Genomic DNA, 18,490 nt, shown 5'->3' on the forward strand with positions numbered 1-18,490 from the left:
TGCTTGTCCTGTTTGACAGCATTCCCGACCAGATCGCCATCCGGGAGCCCGGGGAGGGGATCCACTTCGGGCCCAGCTGAGTTCCTGAGGTCCCCGACGCCGGGGCGGTTCGTGGCGGCCGGGCCCCTTCCACGAGCCGGTGACCGGCGCCTCTCCCGGGCGGCTCCGGCAAGAGGAAGGAGTACCGGCCGAGCCGGGCGAACGCAGAAGATCGCTTCGGCTGGCCTTCGCCACCGCCACCGCCACCGCCACGGCGTTACTTCTTCCGCGCCCGCAGGCCGTGCCGATCTTTCGCGGCACTGGTCAAGGGCGAGTCCGAGGCGGCCGTCGCCACGGCGCCAGCCCAGCGCACCGCCGTGGCCGGGGAGAGTAGAGCCGCCGTGGTGAACACCTGGCCCGGTCTGCCCTGGCTCGGGACGCGGAAGGAGTCCTCGGCGTGCCTCCTGGCACGGGCCCGTTGCTGGGGGCGGAGTTCATTGCCTGCACCGGCGGGGACGTGGACGCCTGGACGGCCAGGACCACCTGTCCGGCAGGAGCTCATTCTTGGCGCCGGAGCCGGAGGACGGCGTCGGCGTAGTCGCCGGAGAGGACCAGCGGAACCCCGTGGGAGACGAGTTGGGGACCTGTGGTGGCGCCGACCGGTGATCTCGTTTCAGCGGAAGGCTCTGACGTTCTCCGAAGCCCACTGCCGGAACGGGCGGGCCGGCGTTCCGGTGATCTGTGAAACCGTGTCGCGCACCATCAGCAGCTCGTCGTTCACGTCTCCGCCCGTGACGTCGAGCACCGCGTCGGCGGCCTCGGCGCCGAAGACCGCGGTCATCTGTGCGTGGGCCTGCCGGCGGCTGATCTCGGCGAAGGGAACCTGCCGACCCAGTGCTGACGCGAGGGCCTCGACCTGCTGTCGGGCGGTCACCGGCTCCGGACCGGTCAGGGCGTACGTGCGTCCCTGGTGGCCGGGCTCGGTCAGCGCGACCCGTGCCACCGCCGCGATGTCAGCAGGGTGGACGGTCGGCAGCGCGGTCTCGGCGTACGGCGCGCACACGGTCTCGTGGCCGCGGATGGAAGCCGCCCACATCAGAGCGTTCGAGGCGAACTGCGTCGGCCGCAGGATCGTCCAGGCCATGCCGCTGGCCTTGAGCAGTCGCTCCACCGCCAGGTTCTCGCCGGCGGGGCCGAGGTGTGGGTGGGTCTGGACGGTCCGCCGACAGCCGACCGGGCCCACCTCCCCCCAATGCCCGGCACGACTCCGCTACCGCCACTGGTCTCCACCCCCGGAGCGAACAGGGTCCCCCCACCTCTGGGTGTGACATCGGCCAAGCCCCCGGCACGCCTTCGGGTACTGCCGGCGGCCACGGACACGGCGACCCGGTTCGTCCTACCGACAGTCCTGTTCTTCCTCTACAACTGGCTGATCGGTTTCGGGAACAGACTCGGCTTGTTCGTCGTCATGACGGTCACCCTGGTGTTGACGGCGGTACTCACATCGCGTTCCACGAAGCTGACGCGCGGGGCGGGGTACGCGGCCTCGACGGTCATCGCGGTAGGCCTCTTGGCGGACGTGATCGACAAACAGGGTTCGTGGAATGGTGATGGCTGGTACGACGGCATCTTGTACGACAGCCCCTACACCCTCCAGCTGCTCCTCCACACGGTGTGTGTCCTGACCATCGCGACGTACTGCTACCGCGAAATCAGAACCCGGCGAGCCCGGTCGGACCACGGCACGTCGGACGGCGTGGAAGCTTCGACCCCATGACCGCCGGTGGTGACCCCAGTGGGCGAGTGCCTTGGCGATGACGGGTCGGGTGGCGAAGACGGGTACGCAGACGCCGATGTCGTCGCCGTTGGCGGGGAGGCCGCCATCGGGTCTCACAGGAAGCGGCGCACCGGCCGGACGGAGAGTTCCCGGGCTCGCTGGAGGACGGAGCGGTGGCGCCAGCGATCCGGAGCGATGCGGATGCTGTCGCGGAGGTCCTGGTCGTAGTGCTCGTCCAGGGTGCGGGTGACGGCCGGGTCCATGACGGCCAGCATGACCTCCTCGTCGTGGTCGAGGGAGCGGCGGTTGAAGTTCGACGAGCCGATGAGGGAGACCACCCCGTCCATCGTCATGACCTTGGCGTGCATCATGGTCGGCTGGTACTGGTGGATGCGCACCCCGGCGGCGGTGAGCTTCTCGTAGTGGTGCTGGCCCGCCAGCTGGCACACCCGCTTGTCGGTGTGCGGGCCGGGCAGCAGGATCTCGACGGTGACGCCCCGGCGCGCCGTCGTGGACAGCAGCTCGACGAAGTAGTCGTCGGGGGCGAAGTACGCGGTCGCCAGGCGCACGCGCTCCTGCGCCGATTCGAGGACGACCCGCATCAGCGTCTGCATGTCCTGCCACCCGAAGGCGGCCGAGCCGCGCACCACCTGTACCACGGCGGAGCCGGCCGGCTCGTGGCTGACGAAACGGTCGTGACCGTCGAAGAGTTCGGGATGGCACTCCGCCCAGTTCTGGGCGAAGGCCGCGGCGATCCCGTCGACGGCCGGCCCGCGCACCTCGGCGTGCGTGTCGCGCCACTCGTGCGGGTTGCGGGCGTCGCCGCACCACTCCTCGGCTATGCCGACGCCGCCGGTGAACGCGGTCCGTTCGTCGACGACGAGGACCTTGCGGTGGCAGCGGTGGTTCTGCTTGAAGGGGGACAGGAACACGGGTCTGCGGAACCAGGCGATGTCCACCCCGGCCGTGTTCATCCGGTCCAGCAGGTCCTGCTCGATCAGTCGGCTGCCGAAGCCGTCCAGCAGCAGCCGTACGCGCACGCCGTGGCGGGCCCGCTCGGCGAGGGCCTCGGCGAACCGGCGGGCTATGTCGCCCTTCCAGTAGACGAAGGTCATCATGTCGATGGTGTGCCGGGCGGAGGATACGGCGTCGAGCATCGCGGTGAAGATCTCGTCGCCGTTGCGCAGGGGGCGTACGGAGTTCCCCTCGGTCGCGGCGATGCCGATGAGGCGTTCCAGGCGGCGGCGGATGCGGTGGATGCGCTCGTCGGTCTGCCCGGCGGCGTCGGCCGGGCGCCCGGCGTCGGCTCCCGCGCCGGTGGCCTGCGGGTTCTCGGCAGGGGTGGTGTCGGTGGCGGTCATGACGCGGCTCCTCGGGGAGTGGGGTGCGGGGCGGGTGCGGGCGCGTCGGCGCCGGGCTCCCAGGGCGCCCGCGCCCGCTGTTCGGTCCAGGCGGCCAGGGCTTCGCCGTCGACGCGGACGATCCCGCAGGTGTCGGCGTACTCGGCGGCGGGCGCTGTGAAGGAGCTGGTCGTCACGATGACGGCGACGTCCGCCTCGTGGACCGCGAAGCAGGTTCCTCCGAAGCGCTGCAGGTCCTGCGAGCCGACCCTGTTGTCCTCGGCGTAGTGCTTGCACTGGAGTACGACGCGTCGCCCGTCCGCCGTCCTCGCGAGGACGTCGGCGCCCAGGTCGCCGGCTCCGCCGACCACCTCCACCGATGTGCAGCCGTCCCGTGCGCACAGGGCGGCCACCGTGTGTTCGAAGCCGTCGGCGTCGACCGCGGCGTGGTCGAAGGCGTCGCCCCGGACCTCGGGGAAGTCCGGGGGCTCCTCCGCGTACCCGTCGGGTGGCGTGGTGGGGGACCGGCGCCGGACGGGCGCGAAGCCCCACTTCGCGAGGAGCAGGCCCAGCAGCAGTACGGCCAGGGCCGCGATCGGGGTGACCGGGGGCCGGATCCCGTCCGCCGAGGCCGCTTTCACGAAGGCGGCCAGGCCTGTGATGCCGGTGCCGAGCAGCCCGAGCGCGAGCATCGCGTCCCGTCCCGCACCTGAGCGCCGTGCGGGTCCGGCGCCGCGTACGGTCGCGGGCGTGTCCCCATCGGGTGTGGTCATACGAGTCCCCCTCCCGCCCCGGCACACCGCGGTCCCCGCCCCCGGCCGGTGCCGGGGGCGGGGACCGCGGCGGACGCCGAAGCCTGTTCGATGCTCGTATGGCCGGGATTCCGGGCCCCAAACCGGCCGGCGCCCCCTGGGCCGCGCCTCCGCGCCGGAGGGCTGCTCAGCGCCGCCGGGGCGGGACGATCATGACCGTGCCCTCGGTCACACTGGGTGCGGTGGCGAAGGCCAGATCGGCGCCGGTCAGTTCCAGGACCCGCGCCAGCCTGGCCGGCACGGTCCCCGCGAGGACCACCGTGCGGTCCAGCGCGGGCTGCAGCATGATGCTGAGTGCGGTCGAGTCGACGAAGGTCACCCCCGTGACGTCCAGGACGAACCTGGTGATACCAGGAGCTGTGGGATCCATCGCTGTCCGCAGAGCGGCCACGTTGTCCATGTCGAACTCACCCGTCATCACGACGATGCGCACGCCCCCGTCCGTCCGTGTCTCGACGCCGCTGCGTGCCCCTGCGCCGTGCGCGTCCATGCTGCTCACTTCCCTCTCCCCACCTTCGCGTTCGCTCTTTCGGACCCTTCCGCCCCCTCACCGGCCCCGGCCGCCGGCCTCACCGGGTGCGGGGGAGCTTGACCACGGTGACGAAGAAGTCGTCGATCTGCTGGATCGCCCGGATGAACTGGTCGAGGTCCACCGGCTTCGTCACGTAGGCGTTGGCGTGCAGCCTGTAGCTGCGCAGGATGTCCTCCTCGGCCGCCGAGGTGGTGAGGACGACCACGGGAATGTGGTTCAGGTCCGGATCCGTCTTGATCCGTTCGAGGACCTGCCGTCCGTCGTACTTGGGCAGGTTCAGGTCGAGCAGGATCAGGTCGGGGCGCGGGGCGTCGGCGTGCTCGCCGCGGCGGTACAGGAAGTCCAGGGCCTCCAGGCCGTCCCGCACGACGTGCAGTACGTTGCCGATCTTGTTGTCCTCGAAGGCTTCCCGGGTCATCAGCTCGTCGCCCGCGTCGTCCTCGACCAGCAGGACTTCGGCGGGGGTGGCCTGGGGGCGGTCGGCGGGAGTGCTCATCGGAGGGTTCCTTCGGTGGGGGCGGGGACGGGGGCGGGTGCCGCGGCGCCGGCGCCGGGCGCAGGGGTCTCGGTCGCGCCGGAGGAAGAGGTCTCGGCCGCGTCGGAGGAAGGGGTGGGGGCGTCGGCCACGGGCAGGGTGAAGACGATCCGGGTGCCTTCACGGTGCTCGGTGTCGATCCGGATGTGCCCGCCCCCGTGTTCGACGATCTTCTTGCACAGCGAGAGTCCGATGCCGGTGCCGCCGTAGGTCTCGCGGCCGTGGAGCCGCTGGAAGATGACGAAGACCTTCTCGGCGAACTCGGCCGGCACGCCGATGCCGTTGTCGGTGACGGTGAAGGTGTGGAAGCCCGACTCCGCGGCGGGGCCGTCGGCCACGGCCACCTCGACGCGCGGAGCACGGTCGGGGGAGCGGAACTTGACGGCGTTGCCCACCAGGTTCTGCCACAGCATCGTCAGCAGCGTAGGGTCGCCCACCACGTCCGGCAGCCGCTCCGGCCGGGTGACCTCCGCGCCGCTCTCCTCCACGGCGGCAGCCAGGTTGCGCAGCGCCCGGTCCAGGGGACCGTCCATCGCGACCGTCTCGCGCGCGTCCTGGACGCGGCCCACCCGGGAGAAGGTCAGCAGGTCGTTGATGAGCACCTGCATCCGCTTGGCGCCGTCGACGGCGAAGCCGATGTACTGGGTGCCGCGCTCGTCGAGCCGGTCCCCGTAGCGCTTCTCCAGCAGTTGGCAGAAGGACGCCACCTTGCGCAGTGGCTCCTGGAGGTCGTGCGAGGCCACGTACGCGAACTGCTCCAGCTCGGCGTTGGAGCGGCGCAGCTCCACCGCCTGGGCGTCGAGCTCGGCAGCCGTGCGGTCGAGCCGCTCGGCGTTGCGCCGCGAGGCGTCCAGCTCGGCCACCGTCCGGTGCCGCATGGCCTCCACCGCCCCGGCCAGGGCCCGTAGGTCGGAGGGACCGCTCAGGGGGATCTCCTCGGCGAAGGCTCCGTCCGCCACGCGCTGTGAGGCGGTCCTCACCAGGGCGAGCGGCCGCAGCACCCCCACGTGGAGCAGCAGGGCGAGGGCGGAGCCGGCCAGCAGGAAGGCCGCGACGATCGCCAGGAGGATGTGGTCGCGCTGTGAGCGCGCCTCGCCGAAGGTGGCCCGGGCGTCGGACTGGATGCGGTCCAGGCGGGCCTGTTGCGCTGTGATCCGGCGGCGGACCTCGTCGAAACGATCCTTGCCGGCTTGGAGGGACGGCGGGGCGGTGCCCTTCTCCACGGAGGCGATGGCGGGGGCCGCGAACTGTTCGCGCCAGGTCCGGGCGGCCTCTTGTACGGCGGCCAGGTCCCCGCGTACGCCGTCGTCGTCGTCGAGGGCCGTCGCCAGGTGCCGGGCGGCCTCGGACTCGTCGGACAGACCGCGTTCGTACGGCTCCAGGAGCGCGGGTTCATCGGCCAGCAGGTAGCCGCGGACCCCGGTCTCCTGGTCCAGCAGGGCCGTCTCCAGCCGCAGGGCGTCCCGCTGGGCGGGCAGGATGCCGTCGACGAGCCGGTTCCCGGCCGCGGTGGTGCGGGACAGGAGGGCGGCGCCGAGCACGCCCGTGCCGACGACCATGAAGGCGAGCGTGACCAGTACGGTGGTCAGCCAGACCTGGAGGCTCACTCCATGGCGGTCCGGCGCCCGTCGCGGGGGTGTCGCGGGAAGCTGTGCGGGGGAGGTCACGTGGGGGAGTTCCATTCGAGGTGGAGGACGGCGACGTCGTCGGCCAGGCCGCCCCAGTCCGCGGCGAGGCCTTGCGCCGTCCGGATCAGGGTGTCGACGAACGGTTCCGCGGGCAGGTCGGCGTGCCGGCGGGCGATGTCCAGGAGGCCGGCCTCGTCGAGGCGGTCGGAGCCGGGCCCGATGCGCCCCTCGATCAGGCCGTCCGTGAACAGCATCACCGCGCCGCCGGCCTCCACGTCGACCTCGGCGACGGGCCAGCCGGCGCCCCAGCCGGGCAGGATGCCCAGCGCCGGGCCCCCGGGGACGGTGCGCAACTCCACGCCCGCCCCGGAGCGGACCAGGAACCCGGGGTGGCCCGCCCGCTGGACTGAGACGGCCTCGGTGCCGGCGGGACGGGTGAGGGAGACGAGGGTGGCGAAGATCTCGGGGCCGGAGCGTTCCGCCAGCAGGATCCGCTCCAGGAGCCGGAGCAGTTCGGCGCCGCGTGCGCCGGCCATGACGAAGGACCGCCATGCCACGCGCAGGCAGACACCGAGTGCCGCTTCGCTGGGGCCGTGTCCCGATACGTCGCCGACGACGGCGTGGGTGGCCCCGTCGGGGGTCTGGACGACGTCGTAGAAGTCGCCGCCGAGCAATGTCTGCGCGCGGCCGGGATGGTAGCGGGCGCAGACGGTGACCGCGTCGGCCACGCCGTCGAGCAGCAGCGGAGTGGGGAGCAGGCCGCGTTCGAGCCGTGCGTTCTCCTCGGCGCGCAGTCGGCTCGCCTGGAGGGCGACGGTCGCCAGTTCGGTGCGCTTGCGCTGGATCGCGTAGCGGATGGCCCGCATGAAGACGTCGGCCTCCAAGCGCCCTTTGACGAGGTAGTCCTGCGCACCGGCAGCGACGGCGGCCAGTCCTGCCCGCTCCTCCGACAGTCCCGTCAGGACGACGACCGCCGCTTCGGCGCACACGGCGAGGACCTTCCTCAGCCCGTCCAGGCCCTGGGTGTCGGGCAGGTGCAGGTCCAGCAGGACGCACTCGGGGGCTTCGGCCTCCAGTAGGCGGAGGGCCTCGGCGAGTGACCCGGCCCGGCCGAGACGGACCTCGATCCCGCTGTCCTCCACCAGTTCCTCGACGAGCAGGGCGTCGCCCTCGTCGTCCTCGATGAGCAGGACGTAGGGCGGTACGCCGTCCCACAGTGCCAGTAAGCCGTCCGGCTGCCCGGAAGGCGCCTGCCGGGGCCGGACCACCGGCTGCTGCGTCGTGCCGGCGACCGGGTGCCGGGCCCCGAGTTCGGAAGTGCTCACCATGGCGTCGCGTCTGTCCCTTCTTCATTCCGGACGGCGGACGCCCGACGGCCGCGTGGTCGATGCGGGTAAGCCTAGAGTGATCATTTGCCGTAAGGCAATATTTTACACCTCAATGATCCTGTCATCCCCGGAAGGCACGCGAACCGGCCACCCGCAGACCGGGACCGGCCACCCCGGCCCCCGACCGTCAGGCGCTGTCCGGAACCCGCGCCGGAGCCGACGACAACCCCGGCGCCGGCGGGGCGCAGGCGCCCGCAGGCGAGCTGTCGGCCGGTGTCGGCCCCGCGGCGGCCTCCCGGAACGCCGCCAAGCCCGCAACCAGCGAGTCCACCGCCGCGGGCGCCATCCGCCCCAGCACCGCCGAAAGCTCGCGCACCCGGACCGCCCGCTGCTCGTCCAGCAGCGCCCGCCCCCGCGGCGTGAGCCGCACCTCCACCTCGCGCCGCCGGGACGGGTGGGGCGAGCGGACCAGCAGCCCCATCGCCTCCAGCCGGTCACAGAGCCGGGTGACCGACGGCGGCCGGGAGCCCAGCAGTTCGCCCAGGGCCCGCAGGTTGACCCCCTCGGCGCCCTCGACGGCGAGCAGCGCCCGCAGCTGCGACGGTGACACCGCCGGCGCCACTTCGTCCTGGCCCCTGGCGTGCAGCACCGCGAGGAGCTCCGCCGCGGCGGCGAGTGCCGCGGCCGGCTCCTCGTACGCGCCGGAGCGGGCGGGACGGGGCATGCCACCACTGTGCCACCCCGCGGCAGGCTCAGCCCCCTATCGCCCGGGCCGGCCGTGCCAGTCGAGGCAGACGACCATCGCGTCATCGGCGGCGTCCACGCCGCCCCGGTACCCCGGCAGCTCCTCCAGCAGGGCCCGCGGCACCTGCGAGGGCGGCAACAGCCGTGTGCTCATGACTGCCCGGGTCAGGGCGTGCAGGCCGTACGGTTCACCGGCCGGGGAGAGGACGTCGTAGACGCCGTCGCTCAGGAAGAACAGCCGGTCCCCGGGCAGGACCCGCAGGCTCTGGCAGGTGTAGACGGTGTCCTCGAACATGCCGAGCGGCAGCTGCGCCTCCAGCCCGATCGGCTCCACGACGCCCCCGCGCAGCCGCCAGACCCGGGGCGAGCCCGCGTCGATGACCTCGGCCTCGCCGGTGTCCAGGTCGAATCGGAGCAGCAGCATCGCCAGGTGCCGGCGCCCCTGGTACTGGCCGTAGAGGGCCTGGTCCGCCAGGGCCGCCTGATCGGCGAGGCCGAGATCGGCCCGCCGGGCGTTGCGCAGGGCGCTGACGGCGAGGTTGGTCAGCAGCGCCGCGTCGATGCCCTCCCCCATGCCGTTGTTGACGGTCAGCGTCAGGTGGTCGGCGGAGGCCGACCAGTCGAAACTGTCGCCGAAAACGGCGTACGCGGGCTCCAGCTGCGCCCCGAGGTCGTACTCGGGCCGTGAGCAGGAGCGCCCCGGCAGCAGCTGCCACTGCATCTCGGCGGCCAGGGTGAGCCTCCTGGCCCGGCGCGCCTGGAGGAAGAAGTCGGTGTCGCGGTCGGCGACGAGGATCTCGTGCGCCAGCGCGTCGGCCACGTCCCGCAGCGGGGCGAGGAGCGCGCCGACCGCGACGCCGGCCGGGAAGCGGACGCTCAGGACCCCGAGCCGGTCGCCGCGCACGGTCACGGGCAGGTGCACGGTCGCCCCGTCCTCCCCGGGGACCACGTGCGGCTCCTGGGAGCCGAAGGCCCGGCCCTCGGCGCTGTTGTACGCCGACACGGAACCGGCGGTGAAGGGCCGCACCGTGACGGGCTGGAGCCGTGCCGAGGCGTAGTCCGCCATCAGCAGTTCGGCCCCGGCCGCCCCGTGGTCGCGCGCCAGAACGACCCGGACCTCCTCGAACAACTCGTGCGGGGCGGCGCCGCGCAGCACGCGCTCGACGTGCCCGCCGCCCCCGACATCCTCGCCGCCTACGACTTCAGTCACCGGCCCCGTACCCGTCCTTCTCGGAACTGCCAAAATGGGGGACGACGAAGCCGCCGGTCCGCCGGGGAAGGGCTGCGCGTACGTCCGGTAGGGAGTGTCACATGAGTCAGAGGCCGATCGGCTCCCCACGCCCGCGGGAAGCCGTGTCGGCGGTGGCGCGGATGAGCGAGCTGATCGAGCTGCTGGAGGTGGTCTGGGAGCGCGGCCGGGACACCGCCAGCGCCCCGCCCGTGTCCTCCGCGCAGGCCCGGGTGCTGTTCCTCGTCGAGGCGAACGGCCGGTTGAACCTGCGCGACCTCGGCAGACTGCTGGAGGCGGCCCCGCCGTCGGTCACCCGGCTGTGCGACCGCCTGGAGGCCGTGGGCTTCCTCGAACGGCACCCCGGGGCCGACGACCGCCGGGAGGTACTGCTCCGGCTGACCTCCTCGGGCCGGACGTACCTCGAACGACTGCGCGTCCGCAGGCAGGACGCGCTGGCCGAGGCGATGGCCACGATGCCGGAAGCCTCCAGGGCCGCCCTGGCCGCGGGACTCGCCGACTTCTGTGAGGCGGTCGCGCAGCCGCTGCGGCTTCCGTCCCCGGAGTCCTCCACCACCAGAACGGCCTGAACCACACCGGCCCGTACCCGGGGGCTCAGGAAGCGGGGCGGGAGACTCCCTCCGACGGGGCCTCCGGGGCGGAGCCGACCGCGATCTCCGGCTCCAGGCCCTCGCCGACCGCCGTGCGCGGGCGCCCGGTGTCGGCCCGCCAGGCCTCGAATGCGAGGGTCGTCGCCGTGATCACGGCGATGCCGAGCAGCCAGCCCCCGACGACGTCACTCACCCAGTGGACGCCCAGGGCGACCCGGGTGTAACCGACCCCGAGCACCGCGGTCGCCGCGAGCAGCCACGGCACCGGCCGCCACGGGCGGGGGACCAGCGGGAGCAGCACCAGCAGGAGCACGCCGGCGGAGGTCGTGGCCGTCATGGCGTGACCGGAGGGGAAGGAGAAGCCGGGTGCGTGGGCGACGGGCTCCGGCAGGTGCGGACGGGCACGCTCCACCACGTTCTTGACCAGGAACCCGATCAGGGCCCCGGACGCCGACGTGACACCGGCCCAGGCCGCCAGCCGCCAGGCCCGCCGGGTCAGGAGCCACACCACCAGGGCCCCCACCAGCAGGCGCAGGGTCACCGGGTCCCACACCACGCCGGTGAAGAAGTCCATGACGCGCACCCAGGAGGGGTGCGCGAGGGCGGCACCGTGCAGCCGCTCCGCAGTGGCCCGGTCGAGCCGGTACAGCGGCGGCCACCGGGATTCGACGAGGACGAGGGCCAGGGCGAACGGCACCGCCGCCACGGCCGTGACCGCCACCGCCAGCACCATTCTGCGGCCGAAAGCCGCGTCGGGCCCGGAGTGCCGGACGAGGAACGCCCGGACGGCGGCCGGGCGTCGGGAACGGGCCGTGCGCTGTGCCATGGGGTGAACCTGCCTTCGGGGGGTGCGATGGCTCGGGTGTGGTGTCAGACGCCCGGATCCGTCAGACGCCCGGGTCCCGGGTCACCGGATCCCGCGTGCCCGCGCGCACCGCCTCCAGCTGGGCCGCGAAGGACAGGCCGAGGAACAGCGCCAGGGAGGTGAGGTAGGACCAGAGCAGCAGCGACATGATCGCGCTGAGGGGCCCGTAGACGCTGGTGAAGGAGCTGCTGGCACCGACGTACAGGCTCAGCGCCCAGGTCGCTCCGAGCCACAGCACCAGGTGGACGACGGCGCCGAAGGCGAGCCAGGTGTAGCCGGGCTGGGCACGGCGCGGCGAGAGGCGGAAGATCGCGCTGGTGGCGAGCACGGCCAGCAGCACCCCGGCGGGCCAGCGCAGGACGTCCCAGGCCCGGACGGCGTCCGGGCCGAGGTGGTACACCTCGGCGAACGCGTGGGTCAGGTCGGAGCCGAGGACCATGAGGACGAAGCTGAGCCCCAGGGGAAGACCCGCCAGCACCGCCATGACCAGGCCCCGCGCGTACTTGCGCAGGAAGGGCCGGTCGCGTTCGTTGCCGTAGATGCGGTTCGCGCCGCGCTCGACCTGGCACAGGCTCGTGGTGACGTTGACGAGGGAGAACAACAGGCCCAGCCAGAGGGCCGCCTGCCCGCCGCCGCCGGCCTGGTGCCGGCTCTGACGCAGCGCCTCGTCGACCAGCTCCTGGCTCGGGCCGTTGGTCATCCGGTTGATCGTGAGCTCGGCGACGTGCCCCAAGCCCTCGGTGTGCAGGACGCTGGAGAGGCCTACCGCGGCGATGGCCAGCGGCACGATCGACAGGACGGTCTGGAGGGCGAGAGCGCGGGAGTGGCTGAAGCCGTCCGCGTAGCGGAAGCGCACGAAGGAATCCCTGGCCAGGCGCCAGCCGCCGTAACGGCGCAGCGCCACCCATGCCTCGTCGCCGGACAGTTCCTCCCCCCGCACGTCGCGTCGCTGCGGTACCCGGCTGGCGGTTCCCATCGTCGGTCTCCCCTTCCTGACGGTGTGTGCTCCGAGGCGCTCCGAAGCGTTCGGAGTTCGGAGCGGCCGTTCCCACAGGTCACAGGTGCGCGGCGCGTGCGGTAAGCGAGGTGCCGTCCGGGACGCGCGACGCTGCCACCGCGGCCGGGGCGCCGGGCGCGCGGGGCAGCCGCATCCGCAGGGCGCCCGGTTCGATCCCGGCGGTCAGCAGGGTGCCCTCGCCCAGGGAGTCGCCGTCGGCCTCGCGGTCCTGGGCCCGTGCGAAGCGGAGCTCGATCCGCCCGGCGCTGAAGTACTCCAGCGATCCGCCGGCGACGGACACCGGTCCGCCGGGTCCCGGCGCCGCAGCCGGACGCCGTACCGTCCGGGCGGCCAGGTGCGCCGCCGCGGCGAGCCAGCCTGCCGCCCCCCGGGGGTCGAAGAGCACGACCTCCAGCCGGCCGCTGTCCGGCCGGGCCCGCGGCAGCAGGTCCAGGCCGGCCCGGAGTTCGCCGGCGTTGCCGAGGACGACCATCCGGGCCCGCCGCCGGATCGGGCGTCCCCCGTCGAGGCGGAGCGTCAGGCGCATGCGGGGGTCGCGCAGGTGCCGGGCGGCCGCCAGGGCGTAGGCGGCCCAGCCGAGGCGGTCCTTGAGGGCCGGGGACGCGTCACGGACCATGGCGGCGTCGAAGCCGACGCCCGCCATGACGGTGAACCGGGTCGGCGGGAGGCCGTCGCCCTCGATCCGGCCGACGTCGATCCCGAAGTCGCCGCCGGCCAGGGCTTCGTCGAGGGCCGTCGCCGGATCGGACGGCAGGCCCAGGTTGCGGGCGAGCAGGTTGCCGGTGCCGCAGGGTACGAGGACCAGCGGGATCCCGGTGCCCGCGACGGCATCGGCGCAGACGCGTACGGTGCCGTCGCCGCCGCACGCCACGACCAGGTCCACGTTGCCTGCGTCGCACTCCTGCGGAAGGCTTCCGCAGGGCCGCTCCGGGGTGGTGGAGGTCCACCGCTGGTCGGAGAATCCGTGGCGCAGGAGCAGGGCGCGTACCCCGTCGGCCAGCTCGTCCGGGCAGCCGTGGGGATGGCGTACGACGACGACACTCCCGTTCCGCTGGCGCCCGCCGGCAGGGCCGGACCGCCCCGGACCCGCGGGTACGGCCACCGCCCCGCCGTCCGGAGTCCGCCGCCGTGTCCGGGCGTCGGCGGCGCCGCGCCCGGCCAGGCACACCGACCCGAGGACGATCAGGGTCACGGCCCCGTTGAGCAGTGCGCCCAGTACGTCGGACGGATGGTGCATCCCCCGGTAGATCCGGGACAGCCCGACCGCCGGCGGTACGAGCAGCAGCACTCCGGCCATCAGGTACCGCCCACGGGAGCGGGTACGCATCAGGAGGAGGACGGCCAGCCCCCCGTACAGGGCGACGGCCCCGCCGACGTGCCCCGAGGGGAAACTCGACGTGGGCGGGGCTCCGTCCAGCCGGGGAACGTCGGGACGGGGCCGCTCCACGAGGGACGTGACGACGAGGAAGACCGCCGACTGCACGGCGACCGACGCGCCCAGGAACACGGCCTCCGCCCACCGGGGAGCCGGCGGCAGCATCAGCAGCGCCGCCACACAGACCAGCGTCACGGCGATGACGCCTTCCGTGCCGGCCAGCAGCGACAGGCCCGCGCTCACGGCGTTCCCGACCGGGCTCCGGTGCGTGGCGAAATCCCGGGACAGCCGCCCCTCCAGGGCGAGCGGGCCATGACCGGCCGCCGCCACATGGGTCACCCACAGTCCCAGGAGCACCATCGCGCCGGTCTGGGCCGGCAGGATCCATACCAGCCAGGAGGGTCTCACGGCCCCGCTCTTCATCGTCGTCATGGAGGTCGTGTTACCCGTCACGGCCCGATGATGCGCGTGCCGCCCGGCCCGGCTCAGCCCAGCCGGAGCGCCGTCGTGATGGTCTTCCCTCCGGGACGGGGGCTGCACTCGACGCGCTCCGCCAGCCGCTGGATGAGGAGCCACCCGTAGCCGCCGGGCTGGTCGGCCGTCCCCGTGCGGGCCGCGGGGAGCAGGGGACTGGCGTCGGTGACCGACAGGTGCAGGACGCCGTCCTCGACGCCGGCCCGGAAGGCGACGACCCCGCCACCGTGCCGGATCGCGTTGGTGACCAGCTCCGACGTGACGAGCAGCGCGTCCGCCGCGGCGACGCTGTCGAGGCCGACACCCGCGAGGAGGAGCAGTTCGCGGACGCGGTCACGGGCTGCCGCCGCCGAGGAGGGCGGTGCTGCGCGCCGGTCGCCCGCGGCGTCCTCGCGGTACCGCTGCCCGTCCGGGGGAATGTCGGACGGCGGGGGTGGGTTCATGCCCATCGCCTGCCCAGGCCCGCACGGGGCGTACCGTGACGGGCCGTTCGGGGACGCGGGCCGGCGGTCAGCACGTCACTGCGGTCGTCAGGCCGTCCGCCGCACGGAAGCCCGTCGAGGCTCCGGTGACCTCGAACAGTCGCCGGACGGCGGTGTGCAGTGGGGCGGCGAGGACGAGCGCCACCTCTGCGGCAGCGTGAGCCGGCTGCGCGTCGAGGTCCTCGTCGACTTCGTCGCGCAGGCTGATGACGGTCGCGTCGCGTTCTGCGGTCGTGGTGACGACCGCTCCCTCTCCGGTCACCGGGACATACTCCTACACCGTGGGCGGGCCCGGTCAATGGGTACCGGCACCGTCAAGCGGTTCGGTGGCACGTCACCCGCAGGCGCGAGCGCTCGATACGGCGTGCCCCTGCGGTCCGGTTGCGAGGCGTACGGCTGATGGAGGACGGTTGCCGGGGGCAACTGTTGTTCCCGAGCGTGAGGGGTCCGCGCAGCGGGCCTTCAACGTCTGGTTCCGCGGACCTGCCGTTCAGTCAGGTCCCCCGCCCGGTGCTGGTGGCGGACGCCGCCGCGGTCGTGGTCCACGCCAATGCGGCGGCAGGGGCGGTGTTCCCCGACGCCCGCCCCGGGTCGGCGAGGGCGGACACGGTTCCCTGACGGCTGGTGCCGGCGCACGCCCGCTGCACCACGCCCATGCCCGCCCAGCGCCCGCCTGCGGGGGCCGCCACCGTCCGGGGACCCGTCGGCGACTGTTCCTGCGAGGCGCACGACACCCCGTGACGACGGCGTGGTCCTGTGGTGGCTCGTCGACGACACCGACCACTGGCTCGCCCGGGAGGCCCTGCGGACGGAACGCGAACGCACCGAGTTCCTGGTCCACTCCTGGACGTCACCGCGCGGATGGCCGCCGATCACCTCGCCGACGCGGCCCTGCTGATCGACCCCCAGGAATTCGGCGTCCCACCTGTCCTGACATCAGATGGTCACGCCTGTCCTAGGCTGATATGTCAAGCTGCGGACGTATGCCCCTCGTCGGCGCGCGGAACGCTGGGCAGTCCGATCTCTGACCGATCACGGACGCAGCGATGAGTTTTCCCGGCCCGGCAAGTCTCACCACCGTCGTCGACAACACAGGAGGAGCACGTGGCTCAGCTACTGAGAGTCCAGAACTTCAACGTCTCGAGTGACGGGATCGGTGCCGGTGAGGACCAGACCTTCGAGAGGCCGTTCGGGCATGTCGATCCCGGGAGGCTGTTCGCCTGGGCCGGTGCGACGGCGAGCTGGCCGATGCGCACCGAGCCCGGAGGGAGCCGGGGCCTGGACGACTACCTCACGCGGGACTACGCCCGAAACATCGGCGCCGAGATCATGGGCCGGAACAAGTTCGGGCCCCAGCGCGGGCCCTGGCAGAACCATGAATGGCAGGGCTGGTGGGGTGACGAGCCCCCGTTCCACACCCCGGTGTTCGTCCTGACCCACCACAAGCGTCCTTCGTTCACGCTGTCCGACACCACGTTCCACTTCGTCGACGGCGACCCTGCCACGGTCCTCGAAATGGCTCGCGAGGCGGCGCAGGGCAAGGACGTCCGACTCGGCGGCGGGGCCACCACCATCCGAGAGTTCCTCGACGCCGGCCTCGTCGACACCTTGCACGTGGCGGTCTCGCCGGTGAAGCTCGGCTCAGGAGTACGACTCTGGGAGTCCCCCGATGAGCTGCTCGACCGGTTCCACCTGGAAGTCGTTCCCAGTCCGAGTGGGGTGAGGCATCACCTCTTCTGGCGGAAGTGACCGGTCCTCGGGGCTGGCCTCGGCGGGACTGTTCACCTCCCGGGGCTGCCCCGAGCCGGCCCGCCGAGTCACCCCCGGGCGGTCAGCCGGCCACCATGCCGGCCGGGAGCGTCTTGCTGGTAGGCCGCTGGAGACCGTGCTTCTGCCGGCATGGAACAGCAACTTGTAGGGCTCACCTTCCCAAAGGTGCCGGCCGACGTGATGGACGAGCGTAACGGTGTTGGCGCGCAGAACTGCGGAGATCTCGCGCCCAGGGCCTACAGCCACCGAATCTCTGACTCAGGTCACTAGCCCTGCGGGTCGGGTTCCAGGGCGGCCCTCGCGGGCGGCCGGCGTGGCTTCGTCAGCGCGCTGGCCCGACGCGGGCGGGTGGACCTTGATCGTGCGGGTGGCGGAAGGCGGATCGTCGCGGTGCGCCTGCCAGGCCGTGGCTTTCGGGTCGGACCGGGCCCGCGACGCTGGCACCGCTCCCTGACCCGGCCTGATCCGAAAGACACGGCCTGAGCGGCTCCGGTACCTGCGAACCGGTCCTGGACACCGCTGATGCTCCTATTGATCGTCAAGTGTCGACGTACTCGTGAAAGTACTCGGCCAGGTACACGGGAACGTGCCCAGGGACCGGCTGACGCGGAGCCCGAAATCAAGGTCCGGCCGCCTGGGCTCAAGGGATGATGACGACCTTGCCTCGGGTCCGGCCGGTTTCGCTGTGGTGGGGGTTGTCGGCGAGGTCGCCCAGGGGACGTGACTCGCCGATGTCGATGCTGAGCGCGGCTGCGTCGACGAGCTCCACGAGCGCCGCAAGATGGGCGACATCGTTGCGGGCGACCATGTGCATCGCGCTCACCCCGGTGTCGGCAGCCGGCTCGATCGGGGTCACTTGATCGGCCCCTGCCGCCGGACTGCCTCGGTGCTTCTGGGACTGGCCGTGGCGATCACTTCCGCCCCAGCGTGTTTGGCGAGCTGCGTCACGAAGCCTCCGACGCCGCCTCCCGCACCGTTGACCAGCACCCACTGACCAGCGGCTACCTTCCCGTGCTCGAACACCGCCTGCCAGGCCGTCAGGCCTGCCACGGGAAGGGCCGCCGCTGGCTGCCCCGTCACCTCCGGGGGAGAGGCGGTTTTGGCAGCAGGGCGTCAGTCAGTGCCTGAGTCACGACCACCGGAACCTGAGTATCAGCATCGATGTCAGTGCCCTTTGGCAGCATGAACCCATGAGCAAGGTAGTGAACTACAGCATGGCGAACCGCGGCGAGATCGTGCGCTTCGTGCCCGCCCAGGACCTGACCGCCGACGAATCCCGACGCCTGGACAACATGCGCGTCAGGGCGAAGGCGCGTCAGGACGACCTTGAGGACCAGGGTGTGGACTGGGGGCTGTCGGTCCCGGACGCCCTGGAGGAGCTGGTCTCCGGTCGGGCGGACTCCTCCGCCGATTACGCCGGCTGCGCCTATTACGCGGCTCTCCAGATCATCATCGACCACAACGCGAGCGACAGCTCGACCCTGGCGAGCTACCGCAGCCCCGTCACCTACTTCTCCGCCCTGGACGCCGCCCTCAGCTCGGCTGGCGTCCCGGCCGACCTGCTGCCCTACCAGTACGTCTTCAGCGGCCCGCCCTCGGAGATCGGATTCCGCATACCCCGCCCCCTGGAGGGCTCACCGGAGATCGGCTGCTGGCCCCTCGCAAAGGCCGGCCCCGCAGCGGAGGCCTACCGCGCGGTGCTGGACCGCGTCGACGCCGACCTCCGGTACGACCTCGGGGAGCTCATCGAGGTCCTCGACAGCTGGGCCTCGGAATGGAACGAGGGCGAGGGCGCCTGGTGGTGGGCCGAGGACGGCTCGATCTTCTTCTCGATCACCGGCTGACCCCCGGAGGAAGCGGCCGCTCCCTCCGGGTCAGGTCCAGCCGAGTTCGGGGGAGGGGCGGCCGGCGCGGATGCCCTCGATCGCCGCCCTGGTGTCAGGCCGCCCCCGGAGGTGCCGGGCTCGGGCTGCGGCCGACGGCATGCAGAGG

General features: G+C 72.6%; 19 protein-coding genes and 1 pseudogene. 5 read left to right on the plus strand and 15 right to left on the minus strand.

Annotation, left to right across the window (positions count from 1 at the left end; genetic code table 11):
- Positions 1 to 652: 652 nt before the first annotated feature.
- A pseudogene (locus SLAV_RS37580) lies at positions 653 to 1,198 on the minus strand (Rossmann-fold NAD(P)-binding domain-containing protein); the annotation flags it as partial.
- Positions 1,199 to 1,303: 105 nt separating this feature from the next.
- Here SLAV_RS37580 and SLAV_RS37585 point away from each other — a divergent pair.
- On the plus strand, positions 1,304 to 1,756 hold the full coding sequence (locus SLAV_RS37585) for a hypothetical protein (RefSeq protein ID WP_030240332.1): 453 nt from the start codon (positions 1,304 to 1,306) through the stop codon (positions 1,754 to 1,756).
- Positions 1,757 to 1,869: 113 nt separating this feature from the next.
- On the opposite strand, the gene SLAV_RS37590 is transcribed toward SLAV_RS37585, so the two are convergent.
- From SLAV_RS37590 to SLAV_RS37625, 8 genes are all read right to left on the minus strand, one after another.
- Positions 1,870 to 3,117, minus strand: coding sequence for a phospholipase D-like domain-containing protein (locus SLAV_RS37590; protein ID WP_030240334.1), 1,248 nt, complete (start codon positions 3,115 to 3,117; stop codon positions 1,870 to 1,872).
- The gene (locus tag SLAV_RS37595) at positions 3,114 to 3,869 is read right to left on the minus strand and encodes a restriction endonuclease (RefSeq protein WP_078950700.1); all 756 of its coding nucleotides are present in this window, start codon (positions 3,867 to 3,869) and stop codon (positions 3,114 to 3,116) included. The genes SLAV_RS37590 and SLAV_RS37595 overlap by 4 nt, the downstream gene beginning before the upstream one ends.
- Positions 3,870 to 4,035: 166 nt before the next feature.
- Positions 4,036 to 4,398 (minus strand): STAS domain-containing protein, encoded by a 363-nt coding sequence (locus SLAV_RS37600; protein WP_051841472.1) that lies wholly within the window; start codon positions 4,396 to 4,398, stop codon positions 4,036 to 4,038.
- 79 nt (positions 4,399 to 4,477) lie between these two features.
- A complete protein-coding gene (locus SLAV_RS37605; RefSeq protein WP_030240342.1) occupies positions 4,478 to 4,936 on the minus strand; it encodes a response regulator in 459 nt (152 codons plus the stop codon).
- Positions 4,933 to 6,582 (minus strand): sensor histidine kinase, encoded by a 1,650-nt coding sequence (locus tag SLAV_RS37610; protein ID WP_063760381.1) that lies wholly within the window; start codon positions 6,580 to 6,582, stop codon positions 4,933 to 4,935. The genes SLAV_RS37605 and SLAV_RS37610 overlap by 4 nt, the downstream gene beginning before the upstream one ends.
- Before the next feature lie 56 nt (positions 6,583 to 6,638).
- Positions 6,639 to 7,931 (minus strand): PP2C family protein-serine/threonine phosphatase, encoded by a 1,293-nt coding sequence (locus SLAV_RS37615; protein ID WP_078950703.1) that lies wholly within the window; start codon positions 7,929 to 7,931, stop codon positions 6,639 to 6,641.
- 187 nt (positions 7,932 to 8,118) lie between these two features.
- Positions 8,119 to 8,655 (minus strand): MarR family winged helix-turn-helix transcriptional regulator, encoded by a 537-nt coding sequence (locus tag SLAV_RS37620; RefSeq protein ID WP_063760382.1) that lies wholly within the window; start codon positions 8,653 to 8,655, stop codon positions 8,119 to 8,121.
- 36 nt (positions 8,656 to 8,691) lie between these two features.
- Positions 8,692 to 9,885, minus strand: a complete 1,194-nt coding sequence (locus SLAV_RS37625) for a PP2C family protein-serine/threonine phosphatase (RefSeq protein WP_051841473.1) — start codon at positions 9,883 to 9,885, stop codon at positions 8,692 to 8,694.
- Between the two features lie 101 nt (positions 9,886 to 9,986).
- Between SLAV_RS37625 and SLAV_RS37630 the strand changes: the two genes are divergently transcribed.
- The gene (locus tag SLAV_RS37630; protein ID WP_030240354.1) at positions 9,987 to 10,493 is read left to right on the plus strand and encodes a MarR family winged helix-turn-helix transcriptional regulator; all 507 of its coding nucleotides are present in this window, start codon (positions 9,987 to 9,989) and stop codon (positions 10,491 to 10,493) included.
- 25 nt (positions 10,494 to 10,518) lie between these two features.
- Here the strand turns inward: SLAV_RS37630 and SLAV_RS37635 are convergent, their stop codons facing one another.
- The 5 genes from SLAV_RS37635 to SLAV_RS37655 form a co-directional block, all read right to left on the minus strand.
- On the minus strand, positions 10,519 to 11,340 hold the full coding sequence (locus SLAV_RS37635) for a phosphatase PAP2 family protein (RefSeq protein WP_030240357.1): 822 nt from the start codon (positions 11,338 to 11,340) through the stop codon (positions 10,519 to 10,521).
- A gap of 61 nt (positions 11,341 to 11,401) precedes the next feature.
- A complete protein-coding gene (locus SLAV_RS37640; RefSeq protein ID WP_030240359.1) occupies positions 11,402 to 12,355 on the minus strand; it encodes a YihY/virulence factor BrkB family protein in 954 nt (317 codons plus the stop codon).
- A 79-nt stretch (positions 12,356 to 12,434) separates the two neighbouring features.
- Positions 12,435 to 14,204 carry a bifunctional phosphatase PAP2/diacylglycerol kinase family protein gene (locus tag SLAV_RS37645; protein WP_244225274.1) on the minus strand — a complete coding sequence of 590 codons (1,770 nt, stop codon included), beginning with the start codon at positions 14,202 to 14,204 and terminating at the stop codon, positions 12,435 to 12,437.
- A gap of 53 nt (positions 14,205 to 14,257) precedes the next feature.
- Positions 14,258 to 14,689 (minus strand): ATP-binding protein, encoded by a 432-nt coding sequence (locus SLAV_RS37650; RefSeq protein ID WP_051841481.1) that lies wholly within the window; start codon positions 14,687 to 14,689, stop codon positions 14,258 to 14,260.
- 67 nt (positions 14,690 to 14,756) lie between these two features.
- Positions 14,757 to 14,990, minus strand: coding sequence for a hypothetical protein (locus SLAV_RS37655; RefSeq protein WP_030240367.1), 234 nt, complete (start codon positions 14,988 to 14,990; stop codon positions 14,757 to 14,759).
- 486 nt (positions 14,991 to 15,476) lie between these two features.
- Between SLAV_RS37655 and SLAV_RS41320 the strand changes: the two genes are divergently transcribed.
- Positions 15,477 to 15,626: a hypothetical protein gene (locus SLAV_RS41320; protein WP_158740966.1), complete on the plus strand. Its 150-nt coding sequence runs from the start codon at positions 15,477 to 15,479 to the stop codon at positions 15,624 to 15,626.
- 206 nt (positions 15,627 to 15,832) lie between these two features.
- Entirely contained in the window at positions 15,833 to 16,477 is a 645-nt protein-coding gene (locus SLAV_RS37670; RefSeq protein WP_030240372.1) for a dihydrofolate reductase family protein, read from the plus strand.
- Between the two features lie 661 nt (positions 16,478 to 17,138).
- Here the strand turns inward: SLAV_RS37670 and SLAV_RS43740 are convergent.
- Positions 17,139 to 17,354, minus strand: a complete 216-nt coding sequence (locus SLAV_RS43740; protein WP_051841474.1) for a zinc-binding dehydrogenase — start codon at positions 17,352 to 17,354, stop codon at positions 17,139 to 17,141.
- 334 nt (positions 17,355 to 17,688) lie between these two features.
- Here SLAV_RS43740 and SLAV_RS37680 point away from each other — a divergent pair, with 334 nt between their 5' ends.
- Positions 17,689 to 18,342 carry a DUF7691 family protein gene (locus SLAV_RS37680; protein ID WP_030240374.1) on the plus strand — a complete coding sequence of 218 codons (654 nt, stop codon included), beginning with the start codon at positions 17,689 to 17,691 and terminating at the stop codon, positions 18,340 to 18,342.
- Positions 18,343 to 18,490: the final 148 nt, after the last annotated feature.

The sequence above is a fragment of the Streptomyces lavendulae subsp. lavendulae genome, assembly GCF_002803845.1.
GTDB classification, from domain to species: Bacteria; Actinomycetota; Actinomycetes; order Streptomycetales; family Streptomycetaceae; genus Streptomyces; species Streptomyces lavendulae.

What these genes read in the sequence shown, in the direction of transcription:
- SLAV_RS37595 (WP_078950700.1), bottom strand. Translation starts at nt 3,869, where the DNA reads ATGACCACACCCGATGGGGACACGCCCGCGACCGTACGCGGCGCCGGA.
- SLAV_RS37645 (WP_244225274.1), bottom strand. Translation starts at nt 14,204, where the DNA reads ATGACGACGATGAAGAGCGGGGCCGTGAGACCCTCCTGGCTGGTATGG.
- SLAV_RS37680 (WP_030240374.1), top strand. Translation starts at nt 17,689, where the DNA reads ATGAGCAAGGTAGTGAACTACAGCATGGCGAACCGCGGCGAGATCGTG.
- SLAV_RS37650 (WP_051841481.1), bottom strand. Translation starts at nt 14,689, where the DNA reads ATGAACCCACCCCCGCCGTCCGACATTCCCCCGGACGGGCAGCGGTAC.
- SLAV_RS37615 (WP_078950703.1), bottom strand. Translation starts at nt 7,931, where the DNA reads ATGGTGAGCACTTCCGAACTCGGGGCCCGGCACCCGGTCGCCGGCACG.
- SLAV_RS37630 (WP_030240354.1), top strand. Translation starts at nt 9,987, where the DNA reads ATGAGTCAGAGGCCGATCGGCTCCCCACGCCCGCGGGAAGCCGTGTCG.
- SLAV_RS37620 (WP_063760382.1), bottom strand. Translation starts at nt 8,655, where the DNA reads ATGCCCCGTCCCGCCCGCTCCGGCGCGTACGAGGAGCCGGCCGCGGCA.
- SLAV_RS37640 (WP_030240359.1), bottom strand. Translation starts at nt 12,355, where the DNA reads ATGGGAACCGCCAGCCGGGTACCGCAGCGACGCGACGTGCGGGGGGAG.
- SLAV_RS37600 (WP_051841472.1), bottom strand. Translation starts at nt 4,398, where the DNA reads ATGGACGCGCACGGCGCAGGGGCACGCAGCGGCGTCGAGACACGGACG.
- SLAV_RS37605 (WP_030240342.1), bottom strand. Translation starts at nt 4,936, where the DNA reads ATGAGCACTCCCGCCGACCGCCCCCAGGCCACCCCCGCCGAAGTCCTG.
- SLAV_RS37635 (WP_030240357.1), bottom strand. Translation starts at nt 11,340, where the DNA reads ATGGCACAGCGCACGGCCCGTTCCCGACGCCCGGCCGCCGTCCGGGCG.
- SLAV_RS37590 (WP_030240334.1), bottom strand. Translation starts at nt 3,117, where the DNA reads ATGACCGCCACCGACACCACCCCTGCCGAGAACCCGCAGGCCACCGGC.